The 12,527-nt window shown below is 34.1% G+C and carries 12 protein-coding genes; 4 read left to right on the plus strand and 8 right to left on the minus strand.

Translation table 11 applies throughout. The annotated features are described in order from the left end of the window. The first annotated feature begins 52 nt into the window (after nucleotides 1-52). The 3 genes from AC3E9W_RS01545 to AC3E9W_RS01555 all read left to right on the plus strand — a co-directional run bounded on the left by AC3E9W_RS01545 (nucleotide 53) and on the right by AC3E9W_RS01555 (nucleotide 4,680). Nucleotides 53-1,207, plus strand: a complete 1,155-nt coding sequence (locus AC3E9W_RS01545; protein WP_488766456.1) for an alpha/beta hydrolase — start codon at nucleotides 53-55, stop codon at nucleotides 1,205-1,207. Next, nucleotides 1,207-2,568, plus strand: coding sequence for a DNA repair protein RadA (gene radA, locus AC3E9W_RS01550; protein WP_488766457.1), 1,362 nt, complete (start codon nucleotides 1,207-1,209; stop codon nucleotides 2,566-2,568). Before AC3E9W_RS01545 ends, radA begins: the two co-directional genes overlap by 1 nt. Before the next feature lie 147 nt (nucleotides 2,569-2,715). Beyond that, a complete protein-coding gene (locus AC3E9W_RS01555; protein WP_488766458.1) occupies nucleotides 2,716-4,680 on the plus strand; it encodes a transglycosylase domain-containing protein in 1,965 nt (654 codons plus the stop codon). A gap of 265 nt (nucleotides 4,681-4,945) precedes the next feature. On the opposite strand, the gene AC3E9W_RS01560 is transcribed toward AC3E9W_RS01555, so the two are convergent. The 4 genes from AC3E9W_RS01560 to AC3E9W_RS01575 form a co-directional block, all read right to left on the minus strand. After that, complete coding sequence (locus AC3E9W_RS01560) at nucleotides 4,946-5,983, minus strand: aldo/keto reductase (RefSeq protein WP_488766460.1); 1,038 nt, start codon at nucleotides 5,981-5,983, stop codon at nucleotides 4,946-4,948. Between the two features lie 464 nt (nucleotides 5,984-6,447). Further along, nucleotides 6,448-6,699 (minus strand): hypothetical protein, encoded by a 252-nt coding sequence (locus tag AC3E9W_RS01565; RefSeq protein ID WP_488766461.1) that lies wholly within the window; start codon nucleotides 6,697-6,699, stop codon nucleotides 6,448-6,450. A 147-nt stretch (nucleotides 6,700-6,846) separates the two neighbouring features. Next, nucleotides 6,847-7,791: an OmpA/MotB family protein gene (locus tag AC3E9W_RS01570; RefSeq protein WP_488766463.1), complete on the minus strand. Its 945-nt coding sequence runs from the start codon at nucleotides 7,789-7,791 to the stop codon at nucleotides 6,847-6,849. A gap of 131 nt (nucleotides 7,792-7,922) precedes the next feature. Next, a complete protein-coding gene (locus AC3E9W_RS01575) occupies nucleotides 7,923-8,684 on the minus strand; it encodes an exodeoxyribonuclease III (protein WP_306153723.1) in 762 nt (253 codons plus the stop codon). 118 nt (nucleotides 8,685-8,802) lie between these two features. Between AC3E9W_RS01575 and AC3E9W_RS01580 the strand changes: the two genes are divergently transcribed. Beyond that, entirely contained in the window at nucleotides 8,803-10,605 is a 1,803-nt protein-coding gene (locus tag AC3E9W_RS01580; RefSeq protein WP_306153724.1) for a lysophospholipid acyltransferase family protein, read from the plus strand. A 57-nt stretch (nucleotides 10,606-10,662) separates the two neighbouring features. Here the strand turns inward: AC3E9W_RS01580 and AC3E9W_RS01585 are convergent, their stop codons facing one another. From AC3E9W_RS01585 to AC3E9W_RS01600, 4 genes are all read right to left on the minus strand, one after another. Continuing rightward, nucleotides 10,663-11,022 (minus strand): DUF805 domain-containing protein, encoded by a 360-nt coding sequence (locus AC3E9W_RS01585; protein WP_488766465.1) that lies wholly within the window; start codon nucleotides 11,020-11,022, stop codon nucleotides 10,663-10,665. A 174-nt stretch (nucleotides 11,023-11,196) separates the two neighbouring features. Then, nucleotides 11,197-11,562, minus strand: coding sequence for a DUF805 domain-containing protein (locus AC3E9W_RS01590; protein ID WP_488767289.1), 366 nt, complete (start codon nucleotides 11,560-11,562; stop codon nucleotides 11,197-11,199). 203 nt (nucleotides 11,563-11,765) lie between these two features. After that, nucleotides 11,766-12,044: a TM2 domain-containing protein gene (locus AC3E9W_RS01595; protein WP_125718214.1), complete on the minus strand. Its 279-nt coding sequence runs from the start codon at nucleotides 12,042-12,044 to the stop codon at nucleotides 11,766-11,768. Nucleotides 12,045-12,060: 16 nt separating this feature from the next. Next, nucleotides 12,061-12,477 (minus strand): DUF805 domain-containing protein, encoded by a 417-nt coding sequence (locus AC3E9W_RS01600; protein ID WP_306153728.1) that lies wholly within the window; start codon nucleotides 12,475-12,477, stop codon nucleotides 12,061-12,063. Nucleotides 12,478-12,527: the final 50 nt, after the last annotated feature.

The raw sequence follows: 12,527 nt of genomic DNA on the forward strand, positions 1-12,527 counted from the left end.
ATATTGCCATACTATATTTAATACTTTTCAATTCACTGAAATGCCACCAATCATGAAAAAAGTTTACCTACTATTATTTTTAATTTCATTATCGTCGTTTGCCCAAAAAACGTTCGACAACATTAAATCGGAGAAACTCGGAGAAGAACGTAGAATTACGATCGGACTTCCAGCTTCTTACGAAGCCAACAAAGACAAAAAATATCCAGTTCTTTATTTATTGGATGGAGATTATTTATTCGATCCGTTTTCTGGAGCTATAAGTTACGGCTCATATTGGGATGATATCCCAGAAATGATTATTATCGGAATTCATCAAAATAAAGACGGAGAACGTTTTGACGACACCACAATCGACCAAAATGAAGGACTTCCTTTTGAAAAAGGAGCAAAATTTTTCGAATTTATCGGAGCAGAATTAGTTCCATATATTGAGAAAAAATACCGCACATCGCCTTTCAGACTTATTGCAGGTCATGATTTAACAGCAAGTTTTGCTAATTTTTATTTGTATAAAGAAATTCCGCTTTTCAATGCATACATCTGTTTAAGTCCAGAATTGGCTCCAAAAATGGAAGTGCGTATTGCAGAAAAGTTTGCTAAAATAAAAAGCCCTGTTTACTATTATCTTTCTGCTGGAGAAGGTGATATCAAAAAAATAAAAGAACCGATAGAAAAATTAAACAGCAATATTAAAATCGCAAATAATCCGTTAGTGAATTATAAATACGATGTTTTCAAAGGTGCAACGCATTATACGGAAGTATTGCATTCTATACCGAGCGCATTGTACCAGATTTTTGAAGTATACCGACCAATAAATTCGGCAGAATACAACGAAAAAATTGCGGTTCTTGAATCGGGTTACGCAGAGTATTTGGAACAAAAGTACAACACCATGTCTGAAGTTATGGGAGTGCAAATTCCAGTAAGAATGACCGATTTTAAAGTAATAGAAAATATCATTTTAAAAAAGAATGCCTACAGTGAATTAGCAAAAATGGCTGAAATTGGAAATGTAAATTATCCTAAAGCTATGTTAGGAGAATATGAGTTAGGATTAATGTATGAAAAACAAGGAGATCCGAAACATGCCTCTAAAAAATACCAAAATGCTTCTCAAATGGAGCCAATTGGTGATTTGAACAAAGATTTGATGTACGAGAAAATCGACGAAATGAATACGCTTGCTAAAAAAAGTAAATAATGTCAAAAGTTAAAACTTCCTTTTTTTGTCAGAACTGCGGAACCCAATATTCCAAATGGCAAGGGCAATGCAATGCCTGCAAAGAATGGAATACGATTGCCGAGGAAATTATCCAGAAACAGGAAAAAGTGGCTTGGAAAAGCGAACCCACTTCTACAAGCAAAGCACCAAGACCTTTAAAAATTACCGAAATTGATTCGGCTCAGGAAGTTCGAATGGACACGACCGACAGCGAATTAAATCGTGTTTTAGGCGGCGGACTTGTTCCTGGTTCTTTAACGCTTTTGGGCGGAGAACCCGGCATTGGAAAAAGCACACTTTTACTGCAGATTTCACTTAAATTACCTTATAAAACTTTATATGTTTCGGGCGAAGAAAGTCAGAAACAGATAAAAATGCGTGCCGAAAGAATCACACCAAATAGCGATAACTGCTACATTCTGACGGAAACTAAAACACAAAACATTTTCAAGCAGATCGAAACGATGCAGCCGGAAGTGGTAATTATCGATTCGATTCAGACTTTGCATACTGATTATATCGAATCTATGGCTGGAAGCATTTCGCAGATTCGAGAGACAACCGCAGAATTAATCAAATTTGCGAAAGAAAGTAACACGCCGGTAATTCTGATTGGACACATTACTAAAGACGGAAATATTGCTGGACCAAAAATCTTAGAACACATGGTTGATACCGTTCTTCAGTTTGAAGGCGACAGAAACCATGTTTATAGAATTTTGCGTTCGCTAAAAAACCGTTTTGGTTCTACAGCCGAACTCGGAATTTATGAAATGCTCGGAAGTGGTTTGAGAGAAGTTTCAAATCCGTCTGAAATATTGATTTCACATAAAGACGAAGAATTATCAGGAACAGCTATTGCCACTACACTTGAAGGCATGCGTCCGTTGATGATCGAAATTCAATCTTTGGTTTCAACAGCAGTTTACGGAACTCCACAAAGAAGCACAACAGGTTATAATGCCAAACGTTTAAACATGATTTTGGCAGTTTTAGAAAAAAGAGCTGGATTTCGTTTAGGCGCAAAAGATGTTTTCCTGAATGTAACTGGCGGAATTTCTGTAGATGATCCTGCAATTGATTTGGCAGTAGTCGCTGCGATTTTATCTTCAAACGAAGATATTCCGGTTGGAAAAGGTTTTTGCTTTGCTGGTGAGGTCGGACTTTCTGGCGAAATTCGTCCTGTGAATCGTGTCGATCAGCGTATTCAGGAAGCTGAAAAATTAGGTTTTGATACAATCTTTGTTTCTAAATACAACAAAATTGCTTTAAAAAATACCGGAATCAAAATTGAATTGGTTGCAAAAATTGAAGACGTTGCAAGTATTCTTTTTGGTTAGATTTTTTTAGCCACGAATTTTTCGCCACAGATTAAAAGGATTTCCACAGATTAATCTTTTTAATCATTTTAATCTGTGGCAAAAGAAAAAAAAATTCGTGAATTCGTGGCTAACCAAACATTATAAAAATATTGTAAATTCAACTCTATGAATTTTCCAAAACAAAAAATATTCAAAGCCCTAAAAATACTTGGAGTAATTGTAGTATTGCTCTGCATCGGACTATATTATTTCCGTGATTCTCTTTTAAAACAAGCTATCGCCAAAGTGGAGCACAAAATGGCCGTACAATACAACAGTAATTTTTCTGTAAAGTCGGCTTCCTTTGACGGTTTGTCGACTATAAAACTGACAGATATAGTTCTGGCGCCAATAAATGCTGACACTCTTTGTAAAATCAAAAATGTAGAAACAAGCATTAGTTTGAGCAGTTTACTAATTGGAGATGTTCAAGTTGGAACTTTAAAAATTGATAACGGCTATATTCAATTAGTCAAAAAAGGAAAAAAAAGAAATTTTGATGCTTTCTTAAAAAGAGAAAAAGACGAAACGGAGCCGAACGAAAAACGCAAGTATGCTTCGTTTGCTTATAATATTATTTCGAAGCTTTTAAATCTCGTTCCAACCGATATGGATTTGAAAAATTTTCAATTCAAAATCAATGATAACGGAAAAGAAACTTTTATCGATGTCAACAAATTAGTTTTAGCCAATAAACAATTAGAAACTAATCTTCATGTTCAGGCAAAAGATTTTGATCAGCGCTGGAACATTAAAGGTTTTGCCGATCCGAGAAATAAAAAAGCTGATATTCGATTTTTTAATCTCGACACTGGAGCGATTCGCGTGCCGTATTTAGACGAAAGATACAATCTTAAGGCTAGTTTTGATTCTATCCGATTAAACGTCCAAAATATTGATAAAAGCGGTAGCGAACTGCATATTGACGGTTATACTTCCATTGCTAATCTTACGATTAATCACCCAAAAATTGCCAGCAAAGATGTTGTAATTAAAAATGCCCGTTTTGATTACCGATTTTTACTTGGAGACAGCTTTATTTCAATCGACAGTTCTTCGACTATGCAATTGAACAAAATAAAAGTTCGTCCGTATATTTCTTATGATACAGAAAAAGACACGGTTTATACTTTGAAAGTCGATATTCCGAAAATGAAAGCGCAGGATTTTATCGTTTCGCTTCCCGACGGATTGTTTACGCATTTTCAAGGAATGCAGGCCACTGGAAATTTCGATTACAAACTGGATTTCAAATTCAATAAAAACAAACCGAATACACTTGTTTTCGACAGTAAACTCAACAAAGAGGATTTACGCATAACCAAATATGGCGAAGCCGATTTGAATAAACTAAACGGCGAATTTGTATATCGCGCGATTATTCAGAATGTTTTGCAAAGACCAATTTTGGTCGGAAATGCGAATCCGAATTATACGCCTTTGGATCAGATTTCTCCTTATTTGAGAAAATCTGTTTTAACGACAGAAGATCCATCATTCTTTTCACATCGCGGTTTTATAAATGAAGCTTTCAAACAATCGATTCTGAAAAACATTCGAACAAAAAAATTCTCACGCGGCGCAAGTACCATCAGCATGCAGCTGATTAAAAACGTATTTCTGACTCGTGAAAAAACGCTTTCGCGAAAGCTAGAAGAAATCCTTTTAGTTTACATTTTAGAAAACAACCGAATTGTAAGCAAAGAAAGAATGCTGGAAGTTTATTTCAATATTATCGAATGGGGACCAAATGTTTACGGAATTGGAGAAGCGAGCCATTATTATTTCCAAAAAAGTCCATCGGCTTTAAATGTTGACGAATGCTTGTACTTGGCAACTATTATTCCGAAACCAAGAAAATTCATGTATCAGTTTAATGACGAAGGTAATTTGAAAGATTACGCCATTAAAAACCAGAAATTCTTGAAAAACTTGATGTTTAGAAGAGGACTTTTGGTTCCTGAAGACACAATCGGATTATTGCCGGTTTATATTTCTGGAAATGCCCGTTCTTTAATTCGTATTAAAGCTCCAGATTCTACAGCAATCAAAGCCGATTCTTTAGCTGTAGATGATGAATTTGACTTATAAAGTTTAGTTTTGCCACTAAGACACAAAGCCACAAAGTTTTTATTATTAAACTTAGTGGCTTTGTTATTTATATCATATCAAAAATAATCGTGTAGTTTGTCATCCTGAGGAACGAAGGATCTCCGTGAGAAGCTCGCCAAAGATTGATTCACTACCAGGAGTTACTTGTGGAGATCCTTCGTTCCTCAGGATGACAAAAAGGCTCGGTTACTTTGGCTAAAAAGCTTTATCTATTTGTGCCTTAGCGTCTTCGTGGCTAAAAAAATTAAGGCGCAGGATCAGGAATTATAGCCTGAACCGCATCTATTTCTGCTAAGATTTGTTTAGAAAGAACTACATCAATTGTGTCGATATTTTCTTTTAATTGTTCCATAGTTGTAGCTCCGATAATCGCACTCGTCAAAAATGGTTGTGCTAACACAAATCCCATTGCTAATTGCGTTAGTGTTAAACCATGTTTTTTAGCGATTTCTAAGTATAATTTAGTCGCTTCAGTACATTGATCGCTATTGTAACGTTTGTATTGTGGAAAAAGGTTAATTCTCGCTTTCGGATGACTTTCTCCAGTTAAAAACTTTCCGGTTAAAACTCCAAAGGCTAAAGGCGAGTATCCTAATAAACCAACATTTTCGTATTTTGAAACTTCAGCAGAATTCACTTCAAATAATCTATTCAACAAAGAATACGGATTTTGAACGGTTTTAATTCTTGGTAGATTGTTGTATTTGCTTTCTTCCAAAAGGCGCATCATTCCCCAAGCATTTTCATTAGAAACACCAATATGTTTAATTTTTCCTTCTTTAATTAATCCGTCAAAAGTTTCAAGGATTTCTCTAAAGTTATCTTCCCAAACATCATCATGTCCGTGAAATGCGCGCGTTCCGAAATTATTAGTTTTTCTTTCTGGCCAATGCATTTGATATAAATCGATATAATCGGTCTGAAGTCTTGTTAAACTTTGCTCAACCGCAAACTTGATGCTTGCTGGCGAAAAATCCAGTTTCTCGCGCATGTAACCAAAATTCGGATTCGGACCCGCAATTTTAGACGCTAAAATAACTTTATCTCTATTTCCTGATTTCTTAAACCAGGTTCCAATGATTTTTTCTGTACTTCCGTAAGTCGCCTCACTTGCTGGAACGGAATACATTTCGGCTGTGTCAAAAAAGTTTACGCCTCTTTCAAGCGCGTAATCCATCTGTTCGTGTCCTTCTGCTTCAGTATTCTGCTGCCCGAAAGTCATTGTTCCGAGACATATTTTTGAGACTTTTATATCGGTATTGGGTAATGTAGTGTATTTCATCTTTTTCTTTAAATAGGTTCAAAGTTGCAAAGTGCCAAAGGTACAAAGTGATTTTGCAATTGAAAATTTGACAAGAGTTAAATAAACCTAAAGGTTTTGTATTCCGGTAAGGTTTTGAAAACCTTGCAGGAGAAAAACAAAAAAGGCTCAAAATTAAAAAACCTTTGAGCCTTATGTTTATTTTAAACTTTTTTCTGGATTTTGAAAACTATTAAAAATGCGGATAATGTAAATCGAATCTTCTGTATTCTGATATAGAACTTTATAATTTCTAATAATAATTCTTCTACAATCTAATCGATACTCATCTGTTTGAAATTGCTCTGGAAAAACAATTTTATTTATTTCTTGAAGTACTTCTGTTCTAATTTTTAGAGCCGTTTCTTTTGAATACTTTTCTTTTTAATTGAAAATAAATATCCTTTAAATCTGCTTTGGCATTCGCACTCCAAAAAATTTTAAGCTTATTCATTATCCCAATCTTTCATCTCTTTTTCCAAATCTTCCTGTGAAGTTATTCGATTGTATTTAATGTCATCCAATCCCTCTTCCACTTTATTGTGATATTCCGATAATGTTAATGGATTACCTGATGCGTTATAAGAAACAACATCATTCAAATAATTATCAAAAACAGAAGAAACAATTCGCAAAACCCTTTCATCTGCCAAATCCATTTGATGTCTAATTTTATCTTTTAATTCAGGAAGTCCCATGATTTTAATTTTATGAAAACCAAAGTTACAAAAATTTAAAATTTCAATTACGTCGAAAATTTGGAATTTGGAATTTCATTATTGGAATCTAAAAAAAGGCTCAAAAGTAAAAACCTTTGAGCCTTTGTAACTTTGAACCTTTGTCCCTTAATTAATACTATTAAGCATCTCCGCAATTTCATCCAATCTTGGAGTTAAGATAATTTCGATTCTTCTATTTTTAGCTTTTCCTTCTTGAGTAGCATTACTAGCTAAAGGAGAAAATTCACTTCTTCCGGCAGCTGTTAATTTTTGTTTATTGATTTTTGGGTTTTCGCTCAAAATCGCTACGATTGCCGTTGCTCTTTTAGTCGATAAATCCCAGTTGTTTGCAATTGGTCCAGAACCAGCGTATGGATCGTCATCTGTATGTCCTTCGATTAAAACAGAAAGATCAGGATTGTCTCCTAAAACTTTTCCTAGTTCTGTAACTGCTTTTCTACCTTCTGTTCCAACTGCCCAGCTTCCAGAATTGAAAAGCAATTTGTTTTCCATAGAAACGTAAACTTTTCCATTTTTTTGCTCCACTGTAAGACCTTTGCCTTCAAAACCATTTAATGCTTTAGATAAAGTTTCTTTTAGTTTGCGCATTGCTTCTTCTTTAGCCGCAATCATGTCTTCTAATTCTTTCAAACGGTTTGCTGTTTTGTCCAAACGAGCTTGTTCGTCTGCAAGGGCTTTCCCTTTTGCTTCCAATTGCGCTAGCAATTCACGGTTTTTAGCCAAGTTTTTCTCCAATGCATCGTTGCTGTTTTTCTCTAATGCATTATAAGAATCTTGCAAAACTTTATATTTCTTCTGCTCTGCTGCTAAATTTGCTTTTTGTTTTGCCAAATCATCATTAGCAGTTGCCAAATCTTTCGTCAATTTATCACGATCGATTTCCAACTGGTTCTTCGCTTTCTTCAAGTTTTCATTTTCATCCGCAATAGAACGGTTCTCTTTCTTCAAGTCTGAATATTTTGTTTCTAAATCATTATAAATTTTCTTAGAAACACATGACGTTGTGGACAAAGCTAATGCTAGCAATCCGATAGAGGCTTTTTTAATCATCTTTAATTCGTTTTTTTGGCATTTAAAAATCTAAACTAGTCAAACTCCAAGTTTTAAATTCCAAATTCAAGAATCTGAATTCACACTTAAAATTTAAACTGCATTTTACTTAACAAGAACAATACCAAAAATTAGTCAATCTCGACTAAAACTGGACAATGATCTGAATGCATAGCATCTGGAAGTATAACGGCTCTTTTTAATCTATCTTCTAACGCGTTGCTTACCAAATTATAATCAATACGCCAGCCTTTGTTATTTCCTCTTGCTCCTGCACGGTAGCTCCACCAAGAGTAATGATGCGGATCTTTGTTGAAATGGCGGAAACTATCAATAAAACCCGATTTCATAAAAGCATCCAACCAAGCGCGCTCTGCTGGAAGAAATCCTGAAACGGTTTTGTTTCGAACAGGATCGTGAATATCAATCGCTTCGTGACAGATATTATAATCTCCGCAAATAATTAAATTCGGAATCGTCAATTTCAATTCGTTAATATATGTTTGAAAATCATCCATAAACATAAACTTATGATCGAGTCTTTCAATGTTTGTTCCAGATGGAAGATACAAGCTCATAACCGAAACATCGTCAAAGTCTGCACGAAGATTTCTACCTTCAAAATCCATGTGATGAATTCCTGTTCCATAAGCTATATTATTCGGTTTGGTTTTAGAAAGAATCGCCACTCCGCTATACCCTTTTTTGTTTGCTGGATAATAATATTGAAATGGATAACCAGCTGCAGTAATGTCATCTACCGGAATTTGATCCTGTGTTGCTTTTATTTCCTGAAGGCATATTACATCAGGATTTGCTTGCTGCAGCCACTCGATAAACCCTTTGTTTATTGCCGCTCTAATTCCGTTTACATTATAAGAAATAATTTTCATCAGTGATTTTTTTAGGATTTCAAATGTAATAAAAAAGTGCAAAGTTTGTCTTGGAAACAACGAAAAGTAGACTTTTTTGTTATCTTTGTTCGCTGTTCTAATAAATTAAAAGTACTACATGGGTTTAGTTACCGCGAAAGAAGTTGCAAAAGCAATAAATGTTGAAAAGTACGGAGTTTTCGGTACCTTTTCTGGCTGGATTCTTATGAAGGTTCTTAAGATCTCTACCCTTAATAAAATTTACGATCGTAATAAACATTTGGAAGACCTTGCGTTTTTGAATGGAATTTTGGACGAAATGGAAATTAAGTTCGAAATTCCCGAAGAAGATTTAAAGCGTCTGCCAAAAGATGGTGCGTATATAACCATTTCTAATCATCCGCTTGGAGGAATTGACGGAATTTTGCTTTTGAAATTGATGCTTGAAAGAGAGCCAAATTTCAAAATCATTGCCAATTTCTTATTACATAGAATTGTTCCGATGAAAAAATACATTATGCCGGTTAATCCTTTTGAAAATCATAAGGATGCAAAATCGAGCGTAATTGGTATTAAAGAAACATTACGCCATTTAAGCGACGGAAAACCTTTGGGAATTTTTCCTGCTGGTGAAGTTTCGACTTATAAAGACGGTAAATTGGTAGTTGACAAACCGTGGGAAGAAGGAGCGATTAAACTAATCAGAAAAGCTAAAGTTCCAGTTGTTCCAATTTACTTTCATGCCAAAAACAGTAAATTATTCTACTGGCTTTCTAAAATTGACGACACTTTACGAACTGCAAAACTTCCGTCTGAACTTTTAACGCAGAAAGACCGTGTTATTAAAGTCCGAATCGGAAAACCAATTTCTGTAAACGAGCAAAACGAAATCGAATCTTTTGAAGAATACTCAGAATTCTTAAGAAAGAAAACCTATATGCTTGCCAATCCGTTTGAAAAAGATACCAAACTGATTGACACTGCTAGTTTGAAAATCACAAAAGCTCCTAAAAAAATCGTTACTGCAGCCAACGAATCAAAATTGATCGATGAAGTTCAGGCTTTACGAGATAGCGACAGCAGATTTTTGCAAAGCAAAAACTATGAAGTTTTCTTTGCGAGCGCAAAACAAATTCCGAATATTTTACACGAAATTGGCCGTCTGCGCGAAATCACTTTCCGTGAAGTTGGTGAAGGAACGAATGAATCTATTGACTTAGACGAATACGATCAATATTATCACCACATGTTTTTATGGGATGATGAAACCAAAAAAATCGCGGGCGCGTATCGTATGGGATTAGGTTCTGAGATTTATCCAAAATACGGAATTGAAGGTTTTTATCTGACTGATCTTTTCAGATTTGAGCCAGAATTGCATGATATGATGCATAAATCGATCGAAATGGGACGTGCATTTATCGTAAAAGAATATCAGCAAAAACCAATGCCTTTATTCTTATTATGGAAAGGTATTATCCATACTACTTTACGCCATCCTGAGCACAAATATTTGGTTGGTGGTGTAAGTATCAGCAATCAGTTTTCTGACTTCTCTAAATCGCTTATGATTGAGTTTATGAAGTCAAACTATTACGATCCGTATATTGCGCAGTACATTCACCCGAAAAAGGCTTATAAAGTAAAATTAAAAGACGCCGATAAAGATTTTATCTTCGATGAAGCAGAATCTGACTTAAATAAATTTGATAAAATTATTGACGAATTAGAACCAGGAAACTTACGTCTGCCTGTTTTAATTAAGAAATACATCAAACAAAACGCAAGAGTAGTCGCTTTTAACGTCGATCCTTTATTCAACAACGCTATTGATGGTTTAATGTACATTCGAATTGCAGATATTCCAGAAAGCACTATGAAACCCGTTATAGAAGAGTTTCAAATTGAATTGGAAAAAAAATTATCTGAGAAAGAAGATTAAAACTCTTTCTCATAAAAATAAAAAGTCCCATTTACGAATTGTAAATGGGACTTTTTTTTAATTAAGATCTTTTCCTAGTTCTGTTAAATATTCCAATTCACTAATTGGATCGGGGCCATATTTATTTTCTCCTTCATCGCCTATAACAGTCCACAAATACACATTATAAAACGGCACTAAAACATACCACCATTCTTTATTGATGTCGTGTATTCTCCTTATGGCAACTGCAATTGAAGGAATAAAAATAGCGATCCAATAAATGGTCAGAAATAAATCTGATTCAGGAGAAATTAAACTTAGAAGAAAACTTATAGCCCAATTTACTAAGAAAAACATCCAAAATTCTTTTCTTCTAGATCTTCCTTTAAAATTGACATAGTTTTCAAAAAAAATACTTTTGTAAATCTTCAACATATTCATTCTTTAAAATCCTTACTTCGATTATTCTCAGACATTATTTAGTATCTGAAATAACCTCCAATACTACGATCTTTAAATGAAGATAAGATGAAGAAATACAATTCTTGAATATAATTGGACATAAAAAAATCCCATATTAAAATGGGATTTGTATTAGAATTGGAAGATTTATTCTTTACCAATTTCGTCAATTTCTTCTAATTCATTTTTAGGATCACTTCCGTATTGATTTGATCTCTTTTCTCCTTCGGTACAAGCTAAAATCAAACTATAAAAAGGAATAAGTAAATACCAGCCACTTTTACCAACATCATGCATTCTCCTTACACCTACTGCAATTGAAGGCAGTAAAACTACGAAACTATACAAAGTACTAATAATTGATAGTTTTGGCGCTAATGCCATAAAAAGAAAAAGCAAACCATATGAAATAATAATATTTAACAACGTAAAAAGCCAAAATTCTCTTCTTCTTGCTCTTCCTTTAAAATTTGCATAATTCTCAAAAACTACTTTTTTGTACATTTCTAACATAATAAAACCATTTAATTTTTCCCTACTCTTTTGGATTTTCAGTTCCTCCATCCCTGTTTTTTTTACAGATTGCAAGGGTACTTCCTTTGAAAATTTCAAAATGTACTTAAAAGGTTTTATTGTAACACAAAAAGACAAAATAGTAAAGAAAAAAAATCCCATTCAAAAATTTGAATGGGATTTAGACAATATATGTTTTTCTTTTAGAACCAGCCTTTTTTACCAACTTGGTAAGTTTGGTAAAAATCTTCATCTGATTTTGTCAAGTAGATAATTCCTTCGATGAAGCCAATTATACTTCCTACTCCGCAAGTCACGATTGTAATTACGATTTGGATAATTCCCTCTTGAGTGTATCCTAAGATAAATTTATGAACACCTAGATATCCAAAAATTATTCCCATAATTCCTGCTAATACTTTTTTGTTCTCTTGTCTTGGTTGAGATGGAGTATTCCAGCTTTCTGGTTTTGTAGTTTCCATTTTTTATAATATTTAGTTAATTATTAATTCCTATTTCATCAATTTCTTCAATGGTACTTTTTGGATCCAAACCGTAATAGTTTTCTCCATGCTCTCCTTCAGTTACTAATAAAACCAACATCCAGATAGGTCCAGCCAACGGAATAAAAGAAACTAAAATAGTCCATCCGCTTTTTCCTAAATCATGCATTCTTCTAACTGTAACAGCCAAAGATGGAATTATAGAAGCAATCAAATAAAGAAAAAATAATCCTACTGCAATTGGAAGACCAATTTCTGTACCTAAAACCGCAGATAACATTAGCCCTAAAAAAATAAATGCAAACATAAGAAGCGATGTAGCAAGTCGAAAATACCAGTATTCACTTCTTCTAGCTCTTCCGTTAAAGTTTGCATAGTTCTGAAACATGGCTGTTTTATACCATTCAATCATAATTTTTAATCATTTGTTTTTGGCCTACTCTTGGGATTTTCGGTTTTCTC

This window comes from Flavobacterium sp. 38 (assembly GCF_057799715.1).

Bases quoted from the DNA above. Each gene is read 5' to 3' on its own strand.
- AC3E9W_RS01570 (WP_488766463.1), bottom strand. From the start codon at position 7,791: ATGATTAAAAAAGCCTCTATCGGATTGCTAGCATTAGCTTTGTCCACA.
- AC3E9W_RS01545 (WP_488766456.1), top strand. From the start codon at position 53: ATGAAAAAAGTTTACCTACTATTATTTTTAATTTCATTATCGTCGTTT.
- AC3E9W_RS01555 (WP_488766458.1), top strand. From the start codon at position 2,716: ATGAATTTTCCAAAACAAAAAATATTCAAAGCCCTAAAAATACTTGGA.
- AC3E9W_RS01590 (WP_488767289.1), bottom strand. From the start codon at position 11,562: ATGTTAGAAATGTACAAAAAAGTAGTTTTTGAGAATTATGCAAATTTT.
- radA (WP_488766457.1), top strand. From the start codon at position 1,207: ATGTCAAAAGTTAAAACTTCCTTTTTTTGTCAGAACTGCGGAACCCAA.
- AC3E9W_RS01585 (WP_488766465.1), bottom strand. From the start codon at position 11,022: ATGTTGAAGATTTACAAAAGTATTTTTTTTGAAAACTATGTCAATTTT.
- AC3E9W_RS01580 (WP_306153724.1), top strand. From the start codon at position 8,803: ATGGGTTTAGTTACCGCGAAAGAAGTTGCAAAAGCAATAAATGTTGAA.
- AC3E9W_RS01575 (WP_306153723.1), bottom strand. From the start codon at position 8,684: ATGAAAATTATTTCTTATAATGTAAACGGAATTAGAGCGGCAATAAAC.
- AC3E9W_RS01595 (WP_125718214.1), bottom strand. From the start codon at position 12,044: ATGGAAACTACAAAACCAGAAAGCTGGAATACTCCATCTCAACCAAGA.
- AC3E9W_RS01600 (WP_306153728.1), bottom strand. From the start codon at position 12,477: ATGATTGAATGGTATAAAACAGCCATGTTTCAGAACTATGCAAACTTT.
- AC3E9W_RS01565 (WP_488766461.1), bottom strand. From the start codon at position 6,699: ATGGGACTTCCTGAATTAAAAGATAAAATTAGACATCAAATGGATTTG.
- AC3E9W_RS01560 (WP_488766460.1), bottom strand. From the start codon at position 5,983: ATGAAATACACTACATTACCCAATACCGATATAAAAGTCTCAAAAATA.